The organism is Candidatus Planktophila sp., from assembly GCA_030681675.1.
Taxonomy (GTDB): domain Bacteria; phylum Actinomycetota; class Actinomycetes; order Nanopelagicales; family Nanopelagicaceae; genus Planktophila.
On the sequence record JAUXRP010000002.1, the window covers coordinates 72303 to 95483 of the forward strand.

At 46.0% G+C, this 23181-nt stretch carries 23 protein-coding genes; 22 read left to right on the top strand and 1 reads right to left on the bottom strand.

Annotation, left to right across the window (positions count from 1 at the left end):
* Nucleotides 1-7 precede the first annotated feature (7 nt).
* Genes pyrR through hisG form a run of 20 tightly spaced genes read left to right on the top strand, consistent with a single transcriptional unit; the run spans nucleotide 8 to nucleotide 20456 of the window.
* Nucleotides 8-535, top strand: a complete 528-nt coding sequence (gene pyrR, locus Q8K48_00395) for a bifunctional pyr operon transcriptional regulator/uracil phosphoribosyltransferase PyrR (protein MDP1850859.1) — start codon at nucleotides 8-10, stop codon at nucleotides 533-535.
* On the top strand, nucleotides 535-1482 hold the full coding sequence (locus Q8K48_00400) for an aspartate carbamoyltransferase catalytic subunit (GenBank protein MDP1850860.1): 948 nt from the start codon (nucleotides 535-537) through the stop codon (nucleotides 1480-1482). Before pyrR ends, Q8K48_00400 begins: the two co-directional genes overlap by 1 nt.
* The gene (locus Q8K48_00405) at nucleotides 1479-2792 is read left to right on the top strand and encodes a dihydroorotase (protein ID MDP1850861.1); all 1314 of its coding nucleotides are present in this window, start codon (nucleotides 1479-1481) and stop codon (nucleotides 2790-2792) included. Before Q8K48_00400 ends, Q8K48_00405 begins: the two co-directional genes overlap by 4 nt.
* Nucleotides 2789-3904 carry a glutamine-hydrolyzing carbamoyl-phosphate synthase small subunit gene (gene carA, locus Q8K48_00410; GenBank protein MDP1850862.1) on the top strand — a complete coding sequence of 372 codons (1116 nt, stop codon included), beginning with the start codon at nucleotides 2789-2791 and terminating at the stop codon, nucleotides 3902-3904. The genes Q8K48_00405 and carA overlap by 4 nt, the downstream gene beginning before the upstream one ends.
* Complete coding sequence (carB, locus tag Q8K48_00415; GenBank protein ID MDP1850863.1) at nucleotides 3904-7164, top strand: carbamoyl-phosphate synthase large subunit; 3261 nt, start codon at nucleotides 3904-3906, stop codon at nucleotides 7162-7164. Before carA ends, carB begins: the two co-directional genes overlap by 1 nt.
* A 1-nt stretch (nucleotide 7165) precedes the next feature.
* A complete protein-coding gene (locus tag Q8K48_00420; protein MDP1850864.1) occupies nucleotides 7166-8002 on the top strand; it encodes a dihydroorotate dehydrogenase electron transfer subunit in 837 nt (278 codons plus the stop codon).
* Entirely contained in the window at nucleotides 7936-8943 is a 1008-nt protein-coding gene (locus tag Q8K48_00425) for a dihydroorotate dehydrogenase (protein MDP1850865.1), read from the top strand. The genes Q8K48_00420 and Q8K48_00425 overlap by 67 nt, the downstream gene beginning before the upstream one ends.
* Nucleotides 8943-9647 carry an orotidine-5'-phosphate decarboxylase gene (gene pyrF, locus Q8K48_00430; protein MDP1850866.1) on the top strand — a complete coding sequence of 235 codons (705 nt, stop codon included), beginning with the start codon at nucleotides 8943-8945 and terminating at the stop codon, nucleotides 9645-9647. The genes Q8K48_00425 and pyrF overlap by 1 nt, the downstream gene beginning before the upstream one ends.
* Nucleotides 9648-9675: 28 nt before the next feature.
* On the top strand, nucleotides 9676-10548 hold the full coding sequence (gene gmk / locus Q8K48_00435) for a guanylate kinase (GenBank protein MDP1850867.1): 873 nt from the start codon (nucleotides 9676-9678) through the stop codon (nucleotides 10546-10548).
* 35 nt (nucleotides 10549-10583) lie between these two features.
* The gene (gene rpoZ, locus Q8K48_00440) at nucleotides 10584-10832 is read left to right on the top strand and encodes a DNA-directed RNA polymerase subunit omega (protein MDP1850868.1); all 249 of its coding nucleotides are present in this window, start codon (nucleotides 10584-10586) and stop codon (nucleotides 10830-10832) included.
* Between the two features lie 15 nt (nucleotides 10833-10847).
* Nucleotides 10848-12032, top strand: a complete 1185-nt coding sequence (gene coaBC / locus Q8K48_00445; GenBank protein ID MDP1850869.1) for a bifunctional phosphopantothenoylcysteine decarboxylase/phosphopantothenate--cysteine ligase CoaBC — start codon at nucleotides 10848-10850, stop codon at nucleotides 12030-12032.
* Nucleotides 12033-12036: 4 nt separating this feature from the next.
* Complete coding sequence (gene metK, locus Q8K48_00450) at nucleotides 12037-13227, top strand: methionine adenosyltransferase (protein ID MDP1850870.1); 1191 nt, start codon at nucleotides 12037-12039, stop codon at nucleotides 13225-13227.
* Between the two features lie 3 nt (nucleotides 13228-13230).
* On the top strand, nucleotides 13231-15114 hold the full coding sequence (locus tag Q8K48_00455) for a hypothetical protein (GenBank protein ID MDP1850871.1): 1884 nt from the start codon (nucleotides 13231-13233) through the stop codon (nucleotides 15112-15114).
* A gap of 20 nt (nucleotides 15115-15134) precedes the next feature.
* Nucleotides 15135-15695, top strand: coding sequence for a peptide deformylase (def, locus tag Q8K48_00460; GenBank protein MDP1850872.1), 561 nt, complete (start codon nucleotides 15135-15137; stop codon nucleotides 15693-15695).
* Nucleotides 15695-16600, top strand: a complete 906-nt coding sequence (gene fmt, locus Q8K48_00465) for a methionyl-tRNA formyltransferase (protein ID MDP1850873.1) — start codon at nucleotides 15695-15697, stop codon at nucleotides 16598-16600. The genes def and fmt overlap by 1 nt, the downstream gene beginning before the upstream one ends.
* The gene (locus tag Q8K48_00470; GenBank protein MDP1850874.1) at nucleotides 16593-17957 is read left to right on the top strand and encodes a transcription antitermination factor NusB; all 1365 of its coding nucleotides are present in this window, start codon (nucleotides 16593-16595) and stop codon (nucleotides 17955-17957) included. Before fmt ends, Q8K48_00470 begins: the two co-directional genes overlap by 8 nt.
* Complete coding sequence (gene rpe / locus Q8K48_00475; protein ID MDP1850875.1) at nucleotides 17954-18619, top strand: ribulose-phosphate 3-epimerase; 666 nt, start codon at nucleotides 17954-17956, stop codon at nucleotides 18617-18619. The genes Q8K48_00470 and rpe overlap by 4 nt, the downstream gene beginning before the upstream one ends.
* 7 nt (nucleotides 18620-18626) lie before the next feature.
* Nucleotides 18627-19316 (top strand): nicotinamide riboside transporter PnuC, encoded by a 690-nt coding sequence (pnuC, locus tag Q8K48_00480; GenBank protein MDP1850876.1) that lies wholly within the window; start codon nucleotides 18627-18629, stop codon nucleotides 19314-19316.
* Nucleotides 19317-19329: 13 nt separating this feature from the next.
* A complete protein-coding gene (locus Q8K48_00485) occupies nucleotides 19330-19593 on the top strand; it encodes a phosphoribosyl-ATP diphosphatase (protein ID MDP1850877.1) in 264 nt (87 codons plus the stop codon).
* 17 nt (nucleotides 19594-19610) lie between these two features.
* Complete coding sequence (gene hisG, locus Q8K48_00490) at nucleotides 19611-20456, top strand: ATP phosphoribosyltransferase (protein MDP1850878.1); 846 nt, start codon at nucleotides 19611-19613, stop codon at nucleotides 20454-20456.
* Between the two features lie 3 nt (nucleotides 20457-20459).
* On the opposite strand, the gene serB is transcribed toward hisG, so the two are convergent.
* Complete coding sequence (gene serB, locus Q8K48_00495) at nucleotides 20460-21653, bottom strand: phosphoserine phosphatase SerB (GenBank protein ID MDP1850879.1); 1194 nt, start codon at nucleotides 21651-21653, stop codon at nucleotides 20460-20462.
* Between the two features lie 86 nt (nucleotides 21654-21739).
* On the opposite strand from serB, the gene Q8K48_00500 reads away from it, so the two are divergent.
* On the top strand, nucleotides 21740-22531 hold the full coding sequence (locus Q8K48_00500; GenBank protein ID MDP1850880.1) for an ABC transporter ATP-binding protein: 792 nt from the start codon (nucleotides 21740-21742) through the stop codon (nucleotides 22529-22531).
* Between the two features lies 1 nt (nucleotide 22532).
* Nucleotides 22533-23171, top strand: coding sequence for a uracil-DNA glycosylase (locus tag Q8K48_00505; GenBank protein MDP1850881.1), 639 nt, complete (start codon nucleotides 22533-22535; stop codon nucleotides 23169-23171).
* Nucleotides 23172-23181 lie beyond the last annotated feature (10 nt).

Here is a 23181-nt window from a genome sequence, read left to right on the forward strand (position 1 = left end):
TTTTTAAATGAGCGTTGCTCTGCAAGCCTCCGATATTTCTCGTGCGTTGATACGCATATCCCACGAAATCTTAGAGTCGAACTCTGACTCATCACAGATAACTCTTTTAGGTATTCCAACTCGCGGGGCACATCTTGCCATTCGGATTGCAGCGATTATGGGAGAGATTGCCGCCCATCAGATACCAGTCGGGATGCTCGATATCACTATGCATCGAGATGATCTTCGAATGAGAGCGCCTCGAGCGATTATGCCAACTTCAATTCCACCTGAGGGCGTCGAAGGAAGAGAGTTAATTCTCGTAGATGATGTTCTATATTCTGGTCGAACAATTAGAGCCGCCCTCGATGCCGTCGGTGAGATCGGACGACCTCGTACGGTTCAACTAGCCGTTCTAGTTGATAGAGGCCACCGTGAGCTTCCCATTCGAGCCGATTTTGTTGGGAAAAACCTTCCAACATCAATTTCTCAGTCGGTGAAGCTGCATTTGAGCGAGCTAGATGGCGTGGATGAAGTATTGATTGAGGAAATCTAATGCGACACTTACTCTCAGTTTCAGATTTAACAAAGATCCAGGCCATATCAATTCTAGATACCGCAAGTGAGCTGGCGCGTATAAGTGAGGGTACCGTTAAAAAACTTCCTACACTGCGTGGACGAACAATCGTTAACCTCTTCGCCGAAGATTCAACGCGTACGAGAATTTCTTTCGAAGCTGCCGCTAAGCGTCTATCGGCAGATGTAATTAATTTCTCTGCCAAAGGTTCGAGTTTAAGCAAGGGTGAGTCTTTAAAAGACACGGCTTTGACTTTGCAGGCCATGGGTGCTGATGCTGTTGTTATTCGCCACAGCGCATCAGGTGCGCCGCAACGATTAGCAGATTCGGAATGGATGCGAGGCGCTGTCATTAATGCGGGGGATGGTACGCATGAGCATCCTAGTCAAGCACTCTTGGATGCATACACGATTAGAAAACATCTAGGAAAGGGCGCTAGCGACCTACATGGAATTCGGGTCGCAATAGTTGGAGATGTGTTGCACTCGCGCGTTGCTCGCTCAAATGTTTTACTACTAAAACTATTGGGAGCAACCGTTGTTTTAGTCGCACCACCTACGCTTCTTCCAGTTGGCGTAGAGTCGTGGCCAGTTACAATTTCCTACGATTTGGACAGTGTTATCCCAACCGTTGATGTGGTCATGATGTTGCGTGTTCAACAGGAGCGAATGAGCGATCTCTATTTTCCGAACGCCCGCGAGTATTCCCGTTATTTTGGATTAAATTCCGAACGATTAAAATTTATGTCTGCACACTCAATCATTATGCATCCTGGTCCAATGAATCGTGGCCTAGAAATTACCGCTGAAGTTGCAGATAGCGCACGTTCGGTCATCGTAGAACAAGTTGCCAACGGTGTAAGTATTCGAATGGCTATTTTATACGTCTTACTTGCTGGTAAACCTTTGGAAGCGGGTAACACATGAAGATAAAGAATCGCTACGTGTTAAAGGCTGCAATGTTGCCACAAGGTGAGCGCGCCGACCTGCTTATAGTTGATGGTCTCATCAATGCGATCTCGCCGAGCATCATCGATAGTGATGCGACGGAATTCGATCTTTCTGGTTCTGTGATTCTTCCAGGATTAGTCGATCTACATACCCATCTTCGCCAACCCGGACGAGAGGATGCAGAGACCGTCTTATCTGGCTCACAATCTGGAGCTAAAGGCGGTTTCACCGCGCTCTCTGCGATGGCTAATACTTCACCCGTTGCCGATAATGCAGGTGTCGTCGAACAAGTATTTCGATTAGGCCAAGAGGCTGGTCTCGTAGATGTATTTCCAATCGGTGCAGTGACACAAGGCCTTAAAGGTGAATCTCTATCGGAAATCGGCGCAATGGCCGATTCGATAGCAGGAGTGAGAGTTTTTAGTGATGATGGAAACTGTGTTTTCGATCCATTAGTAATGCGGCGCGCACTTGAGTACATCAAGAAATTTAACGGTGTAATTGCTCAACACGCACAAGAGCCTCGATTAACCGTTGGATCACAGATGAATGAAGGAAATGTATCGGCGATTTTAGGTCTCAAGGGATGGCCAGCCGTTGCTGAAGAAGCGATTATTGCACGCGATGTTTTGTTAGTTGACCATGTTAAATCGCGTTTGCATATCTGCCATCTAACAACGGCCGGGGGAGTAGAAATAATTCGATGGGCCAAGGCACGCGGGATTAATGTCACCGCTGAAGTGACGCCGCATCACTTGTTATTAACCGATGAGTTAGCTCGATCGTATGATCCTATTTTCAAAGTTAATCCCCCACTGCGAAGTGAGAGGGATGTAATGGCCTTAAGAGAAGCACTTGCCGATGGAACCATCGACATTGTTGCCACCGACCATGCACCGCACAGCGTTGAATCCAAAGAGTGCGAATGGCAAGAGGCAAGTTTTGGAATGCTCGGGCTGGAAACTGCGATTTCAATAGTTCAAAAAACGATGGTCGATACTGGATTGTTAACGTGGGCCGGTGTTGCAGATAGGTTTTCAACTGGACCAGCACGAATTGGTGGTTATGAAAACCACGGTAATAATCTGGCGATAGGTTCGAGAGCTAACATCACGATTATTGATCCCAGTGCAACGTGGATAGTTGACCGAGATCTCGTAACCTCGAAAAGTCGAAATACTCCATTTCATGGATATGAACTACCTGGTGTTGTAACGCATACGTTTTTTAATGGAATACCAACACTTATTGATGGTTTACTCGTTTCAGATGAGGTTGGATTATGAGTGGAGCGTTTTTAGTTTTAGATGACGGTCGGATTTTTGAAGGTACAGCGTGGGGTGCCACGGGTAAGAGCTTTGGTGAGGCGGTATTTCAAACCGGTATGACGGGTTATCAGGAAACTTTGACCGATCCCTCGTATCACAAGCAGGTTGTTGTCATGACTGCGCCTCATATTGGTAACACTGGTGTCAACTCTTTTGATAATGAGTCGAAGAAAATTTGGGTTGCTGGCTTTGTTGTACGTAATCCATCTACGCTGTCTTCGAACTGGCGAAGTGAGAGAGATTTAGAAAGTGAGCTAATTGCCCAAGAGATAGTAGGAATTCAAGGCGTGGACACACGGGCAATCACCCGTCACTTACGTGTGCGAGGATCGATGCGTGTCGGAATTTTTTCAAACTTAGATGTAACAGTTGAAGAAATGGTCGCAGAGGTTCGCAAAGTTGAGATGATGTCTGGAGCCTTTCTTGTTGCCGATGTTTCGACCCTTACTCCATATGTTGTTCCTGCCGTTGGACCGAGAAAGTTTGTAGTCGCAGCTCTGGATTTGGGAATTAAAGCCGCAACGCCTCGAGCTTTAGCTGAAAGAGGGGTTGAAGTTCATGTACTTCCATACAACTCAACTCTCGAGGAGATTGTCAATCTCAATCCTGATGGCGTATTTCTATCCAATGGCCCTGGAGATCCAGCCACAATGGTGGATGCCATTGAGCTTGTAAGAGAGTTACTCCTTAGACAGATTCCGATTTTTGGCATCTGTTTCGGACATCAGATATTAGGTAGAGCCCTCGGCTTTGAAACCTACAAATTAGATTTTGGTCACCGAGGCATTAACCAACCAGTTTTAGATAAAAATACGGGCAAAGTAGAGATCACATCACATAATCATGGTTTTGCGCTCAAAGCTCCAAGTGATGCGAAATTTTCAACTCTATATGGTGAGGGAGAAGTTACACATATATGTCTCAATGATGGAGTTGTAGAAGGCCTACAACTGCAAGATCGCCCAGCCTTTTCTGTCCAATACCATCCAGAAGCGGCGGCAGGTCCACATGATGCGTCATATCTCTTCGATCGTTTTGTGGATTTGATGAGCATGAAAGTGCGAACCTAATGCCACTAGATGCGTCCATAAAGTCAGTACTAGTAATTGGAAGTGGCCCAATAGTTATAGGCCAAGCATGTGAGTTCGATTATTCAGGTACTCAAGCTTGTCGGGTCTTGCGCGAAGAGGGAATTCGAGTAATCCTCGTAAACTCTAACCCTGCAACAATTATGACAGATCCTGAGTTCGCCGATGCAACATATATCGAACCGATTACTCCTGAAGTGATTGAAAAGATCATTGCTCACGAAAAACCAGATGCAGTGCTGGCTACGTTAGGTGGACAAACTGCACTCAATGCTGCAATCGATTTATTTGAACGAGGAACGCTTTCTAGATACGGTGTTCGTTTAATCGGCGCTGATGTTGCGGCGATAAACCGTGGAGAAAACCGCGAACTTTTCAGAGACATTGTGGCGAAAGTTGGCGGAGAATCAGCGCTTTCAATTATCTGCCATTCGATGCAGGAAGTCTTTGCGGCCGTTGAAAGCTTGAACTATCCAGTCGTCATTCGCCCATCTTTTACAATGGGTGGACTTGGATCTGGAATTGCCTTCGACAGAAATGAACTTGAGCAGATTGCCGGTGCAGGCCTTCGTTACAGTCCTACCTCTGAAGTTCTATTGGAAGAATCGATTATTGGCTGGAAAGAGTATGAACTAGAAGTTATGCGAGATCACAAAGACAATGTCGTTATTGTTTGCAGTATAGAAAACGTTGATCCTATGGGCGTTCACACGGGTGATTCGATAACCGTAGCTCCTGCTATGACTCTGACTGACGTTGAATATCAAAAACTGCGAGATTTATCCCTCAGAATTATCCGAGAAGTTGGTGTTGATACAGGCGGTTGCAATATTCAATTTGCAGTGAACCCTGCTAGTGGCAGAATTTTAGTTATTGAAATGAATCCCCGGGTTTCTCGTTCAAGTGCGCTTGCTTCTAAAGCGACTGGATTTCCAATCGCCAAGATTGCAACTAAGTTGGCAATCGGTTATACATTAGATGAGATAGACAATGACATTACCAAGGTTACTCCAGCCTCTTTTGAACCAACTTTGGATTATGTTGTAGTCAAAGTTCCTCGATTTGCTTTTGAAAAGTTCCCGGATGCAGACCCGCGATTGACCACCACGATGAAAAGTGTTGGAGAGGCGATGGCTATAGGCCGTTCTTTCTCAGAGGCTTTGATGAAAGCGCTTCGATCGTTAGAGCGTAAGGAGGCGATTTTTACTTGGCCGATTGTGAGTGAAAGCGATAAGGATTCGCTTTTACTTGCAATGCACACACCAACTGAATATCGCTTGCAACAAGTGCAGCGCGCCCTGTGGGGTGGGGCGACAATTAATCAAGTATTCGAAGCAAGCAGAATTGACCCTTGGTTCTTACGACAGATTCAAACCATTAATGAACAGGCCGCTTTAATTGCCCAACCCGGAGATCTCAGTGCAATTCTCTTAAAGTCAGCTAAGGCGTCGGGGTTTTCAGATAATCAAATTGCATTGCTTCGGGGAATTACCGAAGATGAAGTGCGTCGGGTACGTCACCATCTATCTATTCGACCAGTGTATAAAACCGTTGATACATGTGCTGCAGAGTTTGAAGCTTTTACTCCTTACCATTACTCAAGCTACGAGGAAGAGAGTGAGGTTCAACCAAGAAGTACGCCGGCAGTAATTATTTTAGGTAGTGGGCCAAATCGAATAGGTCAGGGAATTGAGTTTGATTACTCATGTGTTCATGCCTCTTTCGCACTTCGTGAGGCAGGTTTTGAAACAATTATGATTAACTGCAATCCAGAAACTGTTTCTACCGATTATGACACAAGTAATAGACTCTATTTTGAGCCACTGACTTTAGAGGATGTCTTAGAGGTAATACATGCAGAAACCCTTGCTGGTCCTGTATTGGGAGTAATAACTCAGCTTGGAGGTCAGACCCCTTTGGGATTGGCAGTGCATTTAAAGGATAATGGGGTAGTAATACTTGGAACGAGTCCCGAAGCAATTAATTTAGCTGAGGAGCGCGGCGCTTTTGGAGAGATTTTGTTGGAACAAAATCTCAATGCGCCTGAGTTTGGGATGGCTTCATCAGAGTTAGAGGCTAAGAGAATCGCAACGCGAATTGGGTATCCAGTTTTGGTGCGCCCTTCATTTGTTTTAGGCGGCCGAGGCATGGAGATTGTTTATGATGATGAGGCTTTAGGTGGTTTCATTACTAGAGCCACTGACATCACTCCCGATCATCCAGTATTGGTAGATCGCTTTTTAGATAGCGCAGTTGAAATTGATGTTGATGCTCTCTTTGATGGATCTGAACTCTTTCTTGGCGGGGTTATGGAGCACATTGAAGAGGCTGGAATTCACAGTGGTGACAGCGCTTGTGTACTACCTTCTATGACAATCACTAGCTCGCAATTAGAGGCTATAAAATCGGCAACTTACAAAATTGCTCATAGCGTCGGCGTTCTTGGTCTGATTAATATTCAATTTGCAATTGCCGATGAGGTTCTTTATGTCTTGGAGGCTAATCCCAGAGCATCGCGAACCGTCCCATTTGTAAGTAAAGCTACTGGTGTGGCGCTGGCTAAAGCGGCCGCGCGCATCGCACTCGGCACTTCTATCGCAGAGCTACGCACCGAAGGGCTTCTACCAGATACGGGAGATGGCGTTGCTAGAGGTGTGAGCGTCAAGGAGGCGGTATTGCCGTGGAATCGTTTTCGGCGTACAGATGGACGAGGTGTGGATTCGGTCTTAGGCCCTGAAATGCGATCTACTGGTGAAGTGATGGGAATTTCCCCGGGATTTGGTGAAAGCTATGCCAAATCTCAGATAGCGGCCTTTGGTCCACTTCCAATAGCTGGGAAGGTTTTCATCTCTCTTGCCGATAAAGATAAGTTATCGGGTGTGGCGCCAGCGGCAGGTTTAATCGATCTCGGCTTTAAAGTACTGGCTACACAAGGTACATCTGAATTTCTAGCCCGCCACGGAGTACCTTCTATTCCAGTTCGCAAAAACTCAGATGGGTCTGGTCCTATGGGTGAGCGAACAATCGTTGAAATCATTAATGCTGGAGAAATCAATTTGGTAATTAATACTCCTGTTGGTCGTGGCACAAGAGCCGATGGTTGGCTAATCCGTACCGCCGCGGTGCAGCGCTCAATCCCAATCATCACAACGACTGCCGGTTTTAACGCGGCGGTGGAGGGAATTCGTTTTCTTCAATCTAATGAATTATCAATCAAACCTTTGCAGGAATGGCTTTCATAACATGACTACTATAAATAAAGCTGCCGTGCAGATTAGGGCAACTTTAGTTGGGAACAAACGCGTTGGGCAGTATTACCAACTTATTATCAGCATCGGTGAAATTGCTAATCAATGTAGACCGGGAAATTTTGTAGCAATTAATGTTGGTGGGGAAAGTTCGCGGATGGTGCTTCGCCGCGCTTTTGCGATCTCACGCGTTTCAAATAGTTCATCATTTGGAGGCACGATGGAGTTGATAGTTGCCCCCCATGGCTCAGGAAGCAAGTGGCTGTGCGCACAAAACGAGGGAACGGTTTTAGATGTAGTTGTTCCACTAGGAACGGCATTTGGAATTCCAACTGAGCCTGTACAGGTACTTCTGATTGGCGGTGGATATGGATCCGCACCTCTTTTTGGTTTAGCTGAAACCTTACATGCGCGGGGTTGTCGTGTAGATATGTTATTGGGCGCGAGCACTGCAGGCAAAATTTATGCACCAATGGAAGGTAAGCGTGCAGTTAATTCACTTCGAATTTTTACTGAAGATGGCTCCATGGGTCAGTTAGGCCAAGTAACCGATCCGGTCAAATCTCTGATTGAAGATTTGGACATAGCCGTAATCTATTCATGTGGTCCGATGCCGATGTTGTCGGCGATTAATGAGATTACACGTGGCACCAATGTTATCCATCAGTGCGCAGTGGAAGAGTCGATGGCATGTGGAATTGGTATTTGCATGACATGTGTTCTTCCAGTAAGAGACGAGGCAGGTAATCTCTCGATGCTTCGATCATGTATAGATGGTCCGGTCATGGATGGCGCATCGGTGGCATGGGAAAAAGTCGGGCAGGTAATATGATCGAGTTAGATTTTTCGACGACAATTGGTAATGCTTGGTTCCCCTCGCCAATCTTTACTGCCAGTGGATGTGCAAGCTCTGGTCGCGAATTAGCTCAATTTTTTCCACTTCATGATATAGGTGGAGTAGTCACAAAATCTGTTATGAACAAGGCACGTCATGGAAGGCCAACTCCACGCATGGCTGAAACACCAAGCGGAATGCTCAATTCAATTGGTCTGCAAGGACCTGGTATCGATGCCTTTATTGCTAAGGATATTCCTTACTTAATAGAGCAAAAAGCGCGCATTATTGTTTCAATAGCAGGAGAAACCGTTGAAGAGTACGCGACACTTGCTCGAAAGTTACGATCTGTTGCCGGAATTAGTGCGCTCGAGGTAAATATTTCCTGTCCAAATGTTGAAAACCGTGGACTTGTATTTGCTTGTGATCTAGATGCTTCCCGCAGAGTAATTGATAGCGTTCGTCGCACCATCGGTGGCGATATTCCGATTATCGTCAAACTATCTCCTGATGTCACAGATTTAGTTGCTATCGCGCAAGGAGTTGTTGAATCTGGTGCCGATGCTTTAGCCCTCATTAATACTGTTCTTGGAATGGTTATAAATTTAGATACTTTGCGTCCGCATTTAGGCGGAAAGACTGGCGGCCTATCGGGTCCAGCAATCAGACCAATCGCGGTGCGTGCCGTATATCAAGTTCATGCAGCATTGCCAAAAACTCCAATACTCGGAATGGGAGGAATCTCTACAGGCCGTGATGCACTCGAAATGATTGCCGCCGGGGCAAGTGCAGTATCAATTGGCACTGCCAGTTTTACAAATCCTACGGCGCTGATATCGGTTCAAAGTGAGTTAAAGGAGTTGTTGCGCGTTAAAGGTTTTGAATCGCTACGAGGAGCTGTTGGATTTGCCCATCGACCGGATGGAGTTGTGCAGTGATGGAAACGAAGGCACCAATAGTTTTGGCCCTTGATACGCCCTATCTAGAAACTGCGATCGAGTGGATAGAGGCGACGCAGGGGGTTGTCTCTGTTTATAAATTAGGTTTGGAGTTCTATCTAACTTTCGGTAGGGATGGAGTAAAGAGAGTTCTTGATCATACAGACTCTGATATTTTTCTTGATTTAAAACTTCACGATATTCCACATACCGTGGGTGCGGCAGCGCTTGCGCTTTCAACACTTCAACCAAAGTATTTGACGGTTCATGCATCTGGCGGCCGTTCAATGATTGCGGCGGCCGTTGAGGCAACCCCATCTACCCATGTAACAGGCGTAACCATCTTGACATCTCTGTCTGAAAAAGATGTCCAAGAGATCGGTTTCAAGGAGAATGCATGTGAAAGTGCGGTTAAGTTAGCTTCGATTGCGGTTGGAGCTGGCGCGCGAGCTATCGTTTGTTCACCACTGGAAATAACTAATATTCGCGCCGCCATTGGCAATGGAGTAACGATTATTACTCCAGGTGTTCGTCCAACCAATGCGGCAATCTCTGATGACCAGGTGCGCACTCTGACACCGCGACAGGCAATTGAAAGAGGGGCAAACTTACTGGTAATTGGAAGACCCATCACTAGTCAGTGGGTTAATGGTCCTACAGCCATGCGTGAGCGAGCAGTTGAAATTGCGCAGCAAATTCTTTGATTACAGTGTTGTACGTTAGATTTCAACCATGGGCGCACCTCCACAACTCTCTCCCGAGGCACGCATGGCCGCCCTTGCTAAAGCTACGCAGTATCGCAAACGCCGTGCTGAAATAAAGGCGAAAATTAAACGTGGTGAGTTCTCAATTGACACTGTTCTAGAGATTGCAGCTAATGAAGATGCAGTTGCCAAGATGCGTGTTCGAGAGCTATTAGAGGCGTTGACCGGGGTCGGTAAAGTTCGTGCCAGCGCTTTGATGCAGCGCTTAAATATTTCGCCCAATCGCAGGATCGCAGGTCTTGGTCGCCATCAAATTAAAGAGCTGAGAGCTGAGTTTATGAAAACTTCGCATGCGGCTAAAGCTGGCAAACTCCTCGTCTTGTCTGGACCAGGGGGAGTCGGTAAGAGCACAGTGGCTACACGTTTGCGAAAATCCGGAGATTTTTGGGTTAGCATCTCAGCGACTACTCGTACACCTCGCACGAATGAACATGATGGCGTTGATTACTACTTTATCTCCGACGAAGAGTTTTCTCGAAGGGTTAGAAACGATGAGTTTCTGGAGTGGGCAGAGTTTGCTGGAAACAGATATGGAACTCCCAGCGCCGCCGTTAAAGAGGCGTTGTTGGCTGGGCGCAATGTTTTATTAGAGATTGAGATTGAGGGAGCCAAGCAGGTAAAGTCCCACGTCAATCAGGCGATTCTCGTTTTTCTTGAGCCACCTACGTGGGAAGAGTTGGTCTCTCGACTAGAGGGTCGTGGAACCGATACACCGGCCCGTCGTGCGGAGCGTTTACAGATCGCTCAGGACGAGCTTGCCGCAGCCTCATTTTTCGATGTAGTGATCGTTAACGACGCAGTCGAGCGGGTTGTGGAGGAACTGATAGCATTGACCTCTTGACCACATGAGCGTTAGATATATGAGCGGGGAAAACTATGGATGGCATTACAAATCCACCAATTGATGAGTTACTAGAGAAGAGCGGTTCTAAGTACAGCCTCGTTCTCTATGCGGCAAAGCGTGCACGTCAGATTAACGCCTATTACTCGCAGCTTGGTGAGGGTCTTCTTGAGTATGTCGGGCCACTTGTAGAGACGCATGTACACGAGAAGCCACTGTCTATCGCCCTTCGCGAGATAAACGAAGGCTTATTGGCGATCGAAAATTTAGAACCAACCGCTTAATTACTCTTTCATACAATGTCAGGCGCATCCCGTGAATTAGTTCTCGGTGTCGGCGCAGGAATAGCTGCATATAAATCCTGCGATCTCCTTCGTCGCCTGCAAGATCGTGGTTATTCAGTAACGGTCGTACCTACACCATCCTCTTTAAACTTTGTCGGCTCAGCAACATGGGCTGCGCTCTCTGGTCGTCCCGTCTCAACGCAGGTATGGGAGAACGTTCATGAGGTTTCCCATATCTCTATCGCCCGAGCGGCAGATTTTTTTCTTATCGCCCCAGCTACCGCTGATTTAATTGCTCGCATTGCATGGGGACGCGCCGATGATCTTTTGACCACTCTTGTATTGGCTGCGCAGGTTCCGATTCTGATAGTTCCTGCGATGCATCCATCGATGTGGACGGCTCCAGCCACCGTGGCTAATGTCGCTCTTCTTCGAGCGCGCGGCTTCACCGTCATGGAGCCAGATATCGGACGGTTAACTGGCAGTGATATCGGTCAAGGAAGGTTTCCGGAAAGTACCGCGATTATTGAGGTTTTCGATACATTAACTGGATATACACAAGATTTACTGGGAAAGCGTGTTTTAGTAACCGGTGGCGGTACGCGGGAGGCGATCGACCCCGTTCGATTTATCGGTAATCGCTCATCTGGAAAGCAAGCGTTAGCAGTTGCTAAAGCGGCAGTCATGCGAGGCGCTCATGTTCAACTCATTGCAGCAAATACCGATACATCGGATTTATCAGGTGTTGAAGTGACTCACGTTGAAAGCGCGGAAGAGATGGGCCAAGCGTTGTCGCTTCAATTTCCAACATGCGACATTCTCGTGATGGCCGCGGCAGTTGCAGATGCGAAACCACTGCACATGCGCTCTGAAAAAATTAAGAAGGATCAGTTGGAGATTATTGAACTTGAACCGACGCCTGATTTATTAACTAGCTTATCGGCCATCAGAACGAATCAAGTTATGGTTGGTTTTGCCGCTGAAACGAGTGAGCTCATTGCATCGGCTTCGACTAAGTTAACGACCAAGGGCCTTGATATTATTTATGTAAATGATGTTAGCGGTGGGGCTATTTTTGGAAAAGATACGACGCAGGGTATGATTATTTCGCGCACCGGTGCGCACATAGCGCTCAAGGAAGTCTCCAAAGACGCTCTAGCAAATCTTCTCCTTGATCACGCCATCCGGCAGTTAGGTTAAATATATGTCAAAGCGCCTCTTTACCTCAGAATCAGTAACCGAAGGGCATCCAGATAAAATTGCCGATGCTATCTCGGATGCAGTTCTTGACTCACTTCTCTCGCAGGATAGTAAGAGCCGTGTTGCCGTTGAAACGCTTATTACCACGGGCCAAGTTCATGTAGCTGGTGAGGTCACAACAAATGGCTATGCCGATGTTAATACGATTGTTCGAGATACCGTTCTCAATATTGGGTATGACTCCTCGGACAAGGGTTTTGATGGAAATAGTTGCGGTGTTTCAATTTCCATTGGGCAACAGTCACAAGACATTGCGCAGGGAGTAAACGATGCTTATGAGCACCGAGTCGCAGCAGGTGCAGATCCCTTAGATTTACAGGGCGCTGGTGATCAAGGTTTAATGTTTGGCTATGCATGTGATGACACAAAAGAATTAATGCCTCTACCAATTTGGTTAGCGCATGCTCTTGCCCAGCAACTCTCTAAAGTTCGCAAATCCGGAGAACTTGCATACCTTCGCCCAGATGGAAAGACACAAGTCACTATTGAGTATGATGGCGATCGCGCAGTCGGACTTGATACCGTGGTTATCTCAAGTCAACATTCCGGCGATGTCGATGTTGTTAAAACTCTGACGCCAGAGGTTATTGAACATGTAATTAAGCCAATTCTGGCAACAATCGAACTACCTCAAAAAGATGTGAAGATACTGATTAATCCGACTGGTCGTTTTGTAATAGGTGGACCAATGGGGGATGCTGGTTTAACTGGTCGAAAAATTATTGTAGATACCTACGGCGGTATGGCTCGACATGGCGGCGGAGCTTTTAGCGGAAAGGATCCATCGAAAGTAGATCGTTCGGCGGCGTATGCGATGCGTTGGGTCGCAAAGAACGTAGTTGCCGCAGGACTTGCACGTCGATGCGAAGTTCAGGTGGCATATGCGATTGGAAAAGCGCAACCCGTTGGTCTATTTGTTGAAACTTTTGGAACAGAAAGTGTGCCAGTTTCCTCTATTCAAGATGCGGTACTGTCAGTTTTTGATCTTCGCCCTGCTGCCATTATTCGCGATCTCGAATTACTTCGACCAATTTATGCTCTGACTAGCGCTTATGGCCACTTTGGTCGTGAACTTCCAGAGTTTTCTTGGGAGCGAACCGATCGTGTTAGTGCACTTCAAAGCGCAATAAAGTAAGACGTGGCCATACCGAGCCGACTGCGTCTTAAGGCGCAGTTAATAGCTCGGCCCGAAGTGCGGGCAAGCTCAAAACCCTTTGCCAAGCTCTGGGTTGATAGCGGTGTCCCTCATCTAGATTCCCCTTTCGATTACGCCGTTCCATTACAAATTTCCGATGAAGTTCAGGTCGGCGTTCGCGTTCAAGTTCCATTTAATGGGCGCGAAGTAGAAGCACTTGTTCTTGAGCGTTTAGATTCCACTCACGTCACGGGTGTTATTAAGGAGATTACGAAGCTCATATCGCCTCATCCCGTGGCTACCGTCGCCACTCTTGAACTTTTTGCGGCAGTTTCTCGGCATTGGGCATGTAATCCCTTTGATATTGTCCGCTTTGCAATTCCTTCTCGCGTTGTAAGTGTTGATAAATCACTTTTAGCGCAACAACAACCAACCGTATTGAATTCTGTGAATACTGACTCTGATCGTTTTATCGCCTTTGAACCTGTGAGCGATCCGGCAGATCAATGCGCAGAGTTAATTCTTCAAAAGGCTCAAGTCGGTTCGGTATTGGTAATAGCCCCCGATGAGAGCGATGTTGATGCAATTTGTGAGAGTTTAGAGAAATCCAGAGTGAAATACATACGTCTAGATAGTTCGCTCTCTCGTTCTGATAGATATTCGAACTTCCTTAAAACGCTTAGGTCATCAGATTGCATCGTAGTGGGGGCACGAAGCGCTGTTTTTGCGCCGATTCTAAATTTAAAATGCGTGATCATGTATAAAGAGTCATCATTTGAGCACTTTGAGAAACGTAGCCCGGGTTGGAACGTTCGCGATGTGTTATCGCTAAGAAGTGGCATTGAAGGTTTTCAGAGAATTTATATGGGTTATGTTCCATCTTTGGATATCGCCTTGCTTATAGAAAATGCACAATTGAAATATATATTTCATTCACATCAATTGAATGTAAAGGCATTTTCATCTAGTGACGGTGCGCTTCTTCCGGATCGAATCTTTAAGGAGATTCGCAAAGGGTTAAAGTTAGGACCGGTACTTTTCATCGTTCCACGTAAAGGCTATGGAAATGCGCTTTTGTGCGCCAATTGCAAAAATGTTGCTGTGTGCGCATGTGGATCACGGCTTGCAGTAACGAGTAAAAACGCGGATCCTATCTGCCTCTTATGCCATACAACATATCTAGATTGGGCGTGTTCGTGGTGTCATGGTAGTAAACAATATTTGGGTTCGCGGGGTATAGACCGCGCAGGAGAGGAGATCTCGCGAGCTTTCCCAGGATTGCCTTTAATTCTCTCATTTGGCAATGTGATTAAAACAACTGTCGAAAATAGACCAGCTCTTGTTTTGGCGACCCCAGGTTCTGCGCCTAAAGTGAAATGGGGGTATGGGGCAGTAGTAATACTGGAAGGATGGAAATTTTTCGCTCATGCTGATTTGCGATCTCAAGAACGTGCGCGCGAACTATTTTTCGAAACTGCAGCTATGGCTCGTGTCAACTCATCCGTGCTTTTGAGCATCGATGAAAGCTCTCCGATTGTTTCATCACTAGTGAGATGGAGTCCGGGGGCCATGATTCGTAGAGAGCTAAAAGAGAGATTGGAAGTTCCGCTCCCGCCATATGTATCAAGCGTTACTATTTCTGGAGATGCCAAGGAGTTCACATTAATTGCCACAGGCTTACGAAAGGCAATAGAAGATGGACGACTGCCAAGTGAGGTAAAAGTTTTCGGTCCGAATGATAAAGGTCGAAATATTGCACAAATTGTAATGTACTGTCCACGGGAAAAGAGAGCTGATTTAGCTGTTTTTTTACTCGAACTTGCGCGTCGACGTAGTATTGCTAAAAAGGAATATCTCACAATTAGATTTGATCCGTATTCGCTGTAACTTTTTGGTAGGATAGTTAAATGAGCATTCAGGAGATCAGATACTTTGGCGATCCAATACTTCTGACTCCTGCAGCCATTGTTGTTGATTTTGATAAAGAACTTCGAACGCTGGTATCTGATTTAACAGAAACAATGTTGCTGGCACCAGGTGCAGGACTTGCCGCGCCACAAATTGGTGTCTCACTTCGCGTTTTTGTTTGGAACGTCGATGAAGTATTGGGACATTTGGTTAATCCTGTTCTAACTTTGAGTGGTGACGTTGAAGTTGATGATGAAGGCTGTTTATCATTTCCAGATTTAACATACCCCACTCCTCGTTCGATACGCGCCGTCGCAAACGGCTTTAACATGTTTGGTGAGCCGATCTCCGTAGACGGCTCACAGCTACTTGCTCGGGCTCTCCAGCACGAGACCGATCACTTAGATGGTGTACTTTTTATTGATCGTTTAAGCAAGAGTGAGCGCAAAATAGCAATGAAGCAGATTCGAGAGTCCGACTGGTTTAACGAAGCCTCTAGGAATGGTACAAATATTTCAATCAAAGATTCGCCCCACAGTTTCTTCGGACGGAGCACTTAATGCGTATCGGAGTAGCCGCTACTCCGGATGTGGCTTTACCTACGCTTAATTCTTTGTTTGTTTCATCCCATGAGATTGCTCTGGTCATCTCTCAGCCTGATCGAGCCGCTGGACGTGGACAGGAGATTCGATCTTCTCCAGTGAGCACGTGGGCCAAGAGCCACAACATTCCACTGATTCGACCAGAGTCTCCAGAAGAGCTGGTAGGGGTAATCGAGGATTTAGATTGCATTGTGACAATAGGTTATGGAGTTCTTGTGCCAGAGGCGATCCTTAAACTTCCACGCTTTGGCTTTATAAATCTTCATTTTTCGATTTTGCCAGCTTATCGCGGCGCCGCTCCAGTGCAACGCGCAATTGAAAATGGCGAACTCACTACAGGAGTGACGGTCTTCGCACTTGATAAAGGCATGGATACCGGACCCGTGTACTGCAGTTCGACTATTTCAATCGATCCAAGATGGCGCGCACATGAGCTATTTAATGAGCTCGCCCTGATCGCACCTGAAGTAGTGGAGGCGGCATTGACTGCAATTTCACTGGGTCAAAAACCTACGCCTCAAAGTGGACAGGCATCAAAGGCTCCGAAAATTTCGAAACAAGAGGCAAAGATAGATTGGAAACAGAGCGCAGATATTGTTCTGCGACGTATACGTGCTTTTTATCCAGCGCCAATTGCGTGGTGTACATGGAAAGGTGAAGGTTTTAGAGTCACTGATGCGAAAATGAATTCAACTAGTCTGCCACCGGGTGAGATATCTATCATTGATGGTTGGGTAACTGTCGGATGCGGTGATAATCGCACAATTACGCTTGTGACAGTAATTCCTTCAGGAAAGAAAGAGATGCTTGCGATAGATTGGGCCCGCGGAGCACGCTTAGAGATAGGTTCACACTTTGGTTGAAGCGCGCAGGAACTCGTTTAAATCGCCTAAACCTGATGCATCGAGATTATTGGCCTTTGATTTAATTTCGGAAGTCAACAGAAATAATGGATATTCAAATTTGCTGCTCCCACAAGCACTTTCCACGAGCTCGCTGGATGAACGAGATCGAGCCTTAACCACCGAACTTGTTTACGGAACTATCCGAATGCAGGGTAAGCATGATTGGATTTTGTCTCAAATCAGCGATAGACCATGGTCAGAAGTTGATGAAGGAATAGTTGATGTCGCTCGAATGGGAGTGCACCAACTACATGAGATGCGAATTCCCGATCACGCCGCAGTGGCGGCAACTGTAGAGGTGGCTCGTAAACGAGTGGGTGAGTCAAAGGCAAGTTTTGTCAATGCTCTACTTCGCAATGTCACTCGCAAATCCATGCAGGAGTGGTTTTCTCCGTTGGCAGATTTGAAAGATCCCATCCAGCGAATGGCGATTCAATATTCGCATCCTGAGTGGATTATTTCTGCGTATTACGATCTTTTGAAGGATTGGAGTCAAGTTGAATCGGCTTTAGCGATAAATAATGTGCCTGCCCTACCGACGTTAGTTGCTTGGCCGGGTTATTCAACCCAAGCTGATTTGATTGCAATCGGCGCGCAACCAACACAATTTTCAGCGCTAGGAGCTAAGTGGAAAGGCAATCCTGGAAATTTAGAGCTAATTCGACACCGCTTAGCCGGTGTACAGGATGAAGGCTCTCAGTTAGTCGCAACCCTCTTTGCCTCCTTTGCAAAAGGTTCTAAATGGCTCGACCTATGCGCTGGGCCTGGCGGCAAAGCTGCCTTATTGGCCGCGATTTCTCGAGAGCGTTCAATAGAATTCACGGCAAATGAGATTTCAGTTCCGCGGGCAAAGTTAGTGCAACAAGTAGTCCACGGAGCACGAGTGTGGGTTGGTGATGGTCGAGATATCGCTATGCATAATGAGAAATTTGATGCAATTTTAATCGATGCACCATGTACAGGGTTGGGCGCCCTTCGTAGACGTCCGGAGGTTCGATGGCGACGAAGCCTTCAAGATTTACGCGAATTAACCGCCCTGCAGCGCGAACTCATCGAATCGGCGATTTCAATTCTAGAGCCACATGCAGTGTTGGGATATGCCACATGTTCTCCGCATTTAGCAGAGACTACGGTCCAAGTTAATGACATTCTAAAAAAACATCCTGAATTGGAGCTTCTGGATATTACTCCAAACCTACCGAGCGGACTTAAAGACGCAGTTCGTGGGGGAGCGCTAGCACTGTGGACCCATAGACACGGCACTGACGCAATGTTTCTAGCTATTTTTGTTAAGAGAACTCAGGTACTTACATGAGTCGTGAAATTCGCATTACACCAAGCATATTGAACGCCGATCCCTCTGATTTAGATAATGAAATCTCTCGAGTAGCTGGAGTCTCTGATTTAATTCATTTAGATATTATGGATAATATTTTTGTTCCGAATTTTACTTTTGATTTCGAGCAGGCAAGTAAAATAATAAAGTCTTGTCCCATTGAAGTTGATGCACATTTGATGGTAGCCGATGTTGACATGATTGCTCCAGCCTATGCTGAAGTAGGGTGTGCAAGCGTAACTATCCATGCCGAAGCGACGGAGAATATTTCATCGACTTTGCGGACGATCAGAAAATTTGGAGCACGAGCAGGTTTAGGAATTAAGCCGGCTACTTCGATTGAAGATTATCTCGATGTAATTGATGAAGTTGATATGTTTTTGATTATGACGGTCGAACCCGGCTTTGGGGGACAGAAGTTCATGCATGAAATGATGTCAAAAGTGCGGCGTACGCGCACGATTATTGGTAACAGACCGATCTGGCTACAAGTAGATGGCGGTGTCTCAATGGAAACTATCGCAGAGGCCTCTGAAGCGGGAGCAGATGTCTTTGTAGCAGGTAGCGCAGTATTTAACGCACAGGATCCAGCGGCGATGGTTAATGCATTACGCAATCTTGCTACCTCTGTGGCAAACTGAGCCCACTGTGAATGTAATTACCTGGCTATTTGAAACAAACATCAACTTTGGAAGTAAATCTATCGCGCTGCGAGAAATCATTGGCGGCACATTAGGTTTAATAAGTGCAATTCTGGGAATGCGCAGGAAAATTTGGGCATGGCCTGTCGGAATTCTTGGAGATGCCTTGCTTTTTACCGTTTTTCTTGGCGCAGTTTTTGCGTATGCAGACCAACCTTCAGCTAATTTTTACGGTCAAGCAAGCCGTAATCTCTTGCTCATCTTTGTGAGCATCTATGGTTGGATTCGCTGGTCGCAGTACCGCAAGAGCCATGGCAACTCCAAACATGCTGTGACACCACGATGGACAACAACTCGAGAGAAATTGATTCTTGCCCCGATTATCGTTGTATTTTTTATTGTATCCATGCAGATTTTCAAGGCTTTAGGTGAGACTGGAACATGGTTACTGGTTGATACATGGATTTTCACCGGTACAGCACTTGCTACTTTTGGCATGAGCCGCGGATATGTTGAATTTTGGTTAGTGTGGGTTGCAGTTGATTTAGTGGGTGTTCCCTTTGCTTTTAGTAACGGCTATTACCCAACGGGTACTCTTTACGCTATTTATCTTCCATTTGTTTTTTGGGGTTTCGTCGCATGGCTCAAAATCTCAAAGAGTGAAGATAATAATCGTCCTGAGGTTGTAGCTTCATAGTAAACTCAGGCTTATGAAATCCTTTGACACCCTCTGGGCAGAATTATCAGACATAATGGTGAGCCGCCCAGAGGGCTCAGGGACAGTGGTGGCCGTTGATGCCGGCGCACATAGTATTGGTAAAAAGATTTTAGAAGAAGCTGGAGAAGTCTGGTTAGCTGCAGAACATGAATCAGATGAGGCACTAGCCCAAGAGATAAGCCAGTTGATTTATCACATTCAAACAATGATGCTGGTTCGTGGTTTAACTCTCAACGACATTTACAAGTACCTTTAATAGAATCGAGTTACGTGATGTTACGTGTTGCCGTACCAAATAAGGGATCACTTGCCGATTCATCGATCGAGATTCTGAAGGAGGCTGGATATCGTCAACGCACGGATAGTCGTGATTTGGTCTTAGTAGATACCGAAAACAATGTTGAATTCTATTATTTAAGGCCACGAGATATTGCTATCTATGTAGGCTCTGGAGAGCTTGAGGCGGGAATTACTGGACGCGATCTCCTTATTGATTCAGGAGCAGATGCCGAAGAATCCATCAGCTTAGCTTTTGGAGGTTCTACTTTTCGCTTTGCCGCTCCCATTACTCAGGAGTGGTCAATAGAATCAATTGCAGGCAAACGCATCGCCACGGCTTATCCAGGTTTAGTTGCTGCGTATTTAAAGCCACTTTCGATTAAGGCCGATATTGTGCGATTAGATGGCGCAGTTGAAAGTAGTGTTCGGTTAGGAGTTGCCGACTTAATCGCTGACGTTGTGAGTACAGGAAATACCCTGCGTCAGGCAGGATTAAAGATTTTCGGTGAACCAATTCTAACGAGTGAGGCGATAGTCATCTCTAGAAAAGGTGTCGCTATCCCTAAAGATTTAGAGATTCTCATTAGACGCCTTCAAGGAGTCGTAACAGCAAGAAGATATGTTTTGTTAGATTATGACATCCCTAAAAATAATGTGGAGGCCGCATGTGCCATAACTCCAGGTCTAGAATCTCCAACAATTTCTCCATTGCAAAAAGCCGATTGGGTAGCGGTGCGAGCTATGGTTCTACGCAGAGATACTAATCAAGTGATGGATGAATTGTGGAACGTTGGAGCACGGGGAATTTTAGTTACAGATATCCACGCCTGCCGCTTATAAAGACTACTCTTCCTCGATCACTTCACGAGGTATTCCTAAAAAATAGAGAACTGAATCTAAATATGGTGAACTGAGGCTACTATCTGCAGCGGCTTTTACGGCAGGTTTTGCATTAAATGCAATTCCTAAGCCAGCAAGAGCGATCATATCTAGATCATTGGCCCCATCACCTATTGCAACTGTTTGTTCAAGAGTTACCGATTCCAATGCGGCAAAATCACGTAAAGCCTGAGCCTTAGCGGCGCGATCGATAATGGGACCCTCCACTTGGCCAGTAAGAAAACCATCGACTATTTCCAGTTTATTTGCACGAAAATGAACAATGCCTAATTGCGTAATTAACGGTGCTATAACATCAATGAAACCTCCAGAAACAACGGATACTGCGTGACCTAGCCTCTGTAAAGACCGAATGAGAGTGCTTGCTCCTGGAGTTAAAGTAATCTCACTTTGAACTTCTGCAATCACCGATTCTGGGAGACCTTTAAGAAGTGCAACTCTGGCTCGTAATGAGTGTTCAAAATCTAACTCGCCACGCATTGCCGCCTCGGTAATCTCAGCCACTTCATCACCTACCCCAGCTTTTGATGCTAGAAGTTCGATGACCTCTTGCGCGATTAAAGTTGAGTCAACATCTAATTGAACGAGTTTCTTTGCAAATCTCAACAGTCCACCTGGTTGCACTGCAATATCTATCGATTGTGCAACGGCAACAGGGGCAAGTGCCGTACTTATCGAAGTTTGACTGGCACCGGATATTATGAATTCGATAGCAGTCGTGGGAGATGATGCCGTTCGAGTAACGCGTTCAATGTTTGCACCGGCATCGGCAATGGCACAGGCAACCCCAGCCACAGCCGTGGGTGTGAGTTTGCTACTTAAAATTACGACGTGAATGAGATCTTTTTTTAACGAAATTGTTGAATTATCTCTTATAGAAAAAAGTGTGGCGATATCTACATCTAGAGCCACAGCACACGCCATGAGATCGGCTTCGATAGCCTTTTCGTGAGCGGGGTTAAGCGAGATTAATACAGTGAGAATCAACCTTTGACCAATAATGACCTGTTCAATATCTAGAATCGTTATAGAAAATGGAGCTAATGTGTTGAACAAGTTCTGAGTGATTCCAGGTTTATCGACCCCACTGAGCAGAATTAGGCCTGTAAACTGCGCACTATTGTTAGTGGTTGCCATAAGGTGAGCAAGGTTATCGCGAATCACGCTATGCCAGGAGCCATAATCGCGCTACTTTCCCTATTTACACAGTATCTTTTCGCTCTATGGGTAGTTCAACGGTTTTAGAGCTCATTGATGTCTCAGTTCGCCGTGGCGAAAATTTGATCCTTGGACCAATAAATTTTCAGATCAACTCGGGGGAGCGTTGGGTAATTTTGGGACCCAATGGAGCAGGTAAATCTACGCTTTTACAGATTTTAGCAACGAAATTTTTCCCAACTACGGGTACGGTTAAAATTCTTGATAAATCAATGGGGAAAGTAGATTTGTTTGAACTACGCACACGTATTGGTTTGTGTGGATCAATAGTCTCTGAAGATATTCCTGGAGATGAAAAAGTTCGAGATGTCGTATTAACGGCAGCCTATGCAATTCTCGGCCGTTGGAATGAGAGCTATGATCTTTGGGATGAATCTCGTGCGATATCGTTATTGTCAACTTTTGGAGTTCGAGAACTTGGGGAACGTCTCTATGGAAGTTTGAGTGAGGGTGAACGAAAACGTGTGCAAATTGCACGAGCATTGATGACCGATCCTGAACTTTTACTTCTCGATGAACCAGCAGGGGGATTGGATGTTGGAGGGCGCGAAGATTTACTAGCTAGATTTGCTAATTTTTCAAAGGATCCAACGGCGCCTGCAACGGTTTTAGTAACGCATCACATCGAAGAAATTCCAATTGGTACGACCCATGCCCTTTTACTTAAATCGGGAGTAATTGCAGTTTCAGGTCCAGTCGAACACGTAGTAACAAGCGAACATGTTTCAGCTGTTTTTAATGTTGCGATTGATGTGAGGCATGAATCGGATCGCTTTTGGGCTCGCGCTCGAAATTAGCATGAACCTGTTCAGCCAGTTACATCCCGATTGGCAGATTGCTCTAGCCCCGATGCGAAGTAATTTTGAGGCAATTGATGCACAGTTAATTGAACAAGATATAACTCCAGCATATGAATTTGTTTTGCGATCCTTGAACACGCCAATTGATTCCATTAGAGTTGTTATCGTCGGACAAGATCCCTATCCAAATCCGGCCCATGCTAACGGACTCGCATTTTCTGTTGCTCCCAGTGTTTCACCGCTACCGGCCACATTGAGGAATATTTTTAAAGAGTTGGTCAATGACTGCGCCATTATTCATCCCGAGAATGGCGATTTAACACACTGGGCCGAGCAAGGAGTTCTTCTTCTCAATAGAGTCTTGACGACTCAAGTTAACCAATCGTTGACACATTCTGATATTGGTTGGCAGGTTATTACCGATGAAGTAGCGCGTATTCTAGGTACACGCGATGTTATAGCCGTTTTGTGGGGCAAGAGCGCTCAAGAACTCTTGCCATATTTTTCAAATGAGTTGGTAATCTCTGGAGTCCATCCAAGTCCTTTATCGGCATATCGTGGCTTCTTTGGATCAAAACCATTTTCCCGTGTGAATGAGATTTTGTCAGGTCAAGGGCGCTCACTTATAGAGTGGTGAAAAACTAAGA

Bases quoted from the DNA above. Each gene is read 5' to 3' on its own strand.
- gmk (MDP1850867.1), top strand. From the start codon at position 9,676: ATGGGCGCACCTCCACAACTCTCTCCCGAGGCACGCATGGCCGCCCTT.
- def (MDP1850872.1), top strand. From the start codon at position 15,135: ATGAGCATTCAGGAGATCAGATACTTTGGCGATCCAATACTTCTGACT.
- Q8K48_00425 (MDP1850865.1), top strand. From the start codon at position 7,936: ATGTATAGATGGTCCGGTCATGGATGGCGCATCGGTGGCATGGGAAAA.
- rpe (MDP1850875.1), top strand. From the start codon at position 17,954: ATGAGTCGTGAAATTCGCATTACACCAAGCATATTGAACGCCGATCCC.
- Q8K48_00505 (MDP1850881.1), top strand. From the start codon at position 22,533: ATGAACCTGTTCAGCCAGTTACATCCCGATTGGCAGATTGCTCTAGCC.
- Q8K48_00405 (MDP1850861.1), top strand. From the start codon at position 1,479: ATGAAGATAAAGAATCGCTACGTGTTAAAGGCTGCAATGTTGCCACAA.
- pyrR (MDP1850859.1), top strand. From the start codon at position 8: ATGAGCGTTGCTCTGCAAGCCTCCGATATTTCTCGTGCGTTGATACGC.
- Q8K48_00400 (MDP1850860.1), top strand. From the start codon at position 535: ATGCGACACTTACTCTCAGTTTCAGATTTAACAAAGATCCAGGCCATA.
- metK (MDP1850870.1), top strand. From the start codon at position 12,037: ATGTCAAAGCGCCTCTTTACCTCAGAATCAGTAACCGAAGGGCATCCA.
- serB (MDP1850879.1), bottom strand. From the start codon at position 21,653: ATGGCAACCACTAACAATAGTGCGCAGTTTACAGGCCTAATTCTGCTC.
- carA (MDP1850862.1), top strand. From the start codon at position 2,789: ATGAGTGGAGCGTTTTTAGTTTTAGATGACGGTCGGATTTTTGAAGGT.
- coaBC (MDP1850869.1), top strand. From the start codon at position 10,848: ATGTCAGGCGCATCCCGTGAATTAGTTCTCGGTGTCGGCGCAGGAATA.
- pyrF (MDP1850866.1), top strand. From the start codon at position 8,943: ATGGAAACGAAGGCACCAATAGTTTTGGCCCTTGATACGCCCTATCTA.
- Q8K48_00420 (MDP1850864.1), top strand. From the start codon at position 7,166: ATGACTACTATAAATAAAGCTGCCGTGCAGATTAGGGCAACTTTAGTT.
- carB (MDP1850863.1), top strand. From the start codon at position 3,904: ATGCCACTAGATGCGTCCATAAAGTCAGTACTAGTAATTGGAAGTGGC.
- Q8K48_00500 (MDP1850880.1), top strand. From the start codon at position 21,740: ATGGGTAGTTCAACGGTTTTAGAGCTCATTGATGTCTCAGTTCGCCGT.
- fmt (MDP1850873.1), top strand. From the start codon at position 15,695: ATGCGTATCGGAGTAGCCGCTACTCCGGATGTGGCTTTACCTACGCTT.
- Q8K48_00485 (MDP1850877.1), top strand. From the start codon at position 19,330: ATGAAATCCTTTGACACCCTCTGGGCAGAATTATCAGACATAATGGTG.
- hisG (MDP1850878.1), top strand. From the start codon at position 19,611: ATGTTACGTGTTGCCGTACCAAATAAGGGATCACTTGCCGATTCATCG.
- rpoZ (MDP1850868.1), top strand. From the start codon at position 10,584: ATGGATGGCATTACAAATCCACCAATTGATGAGTTACTAGAGAAGAGC.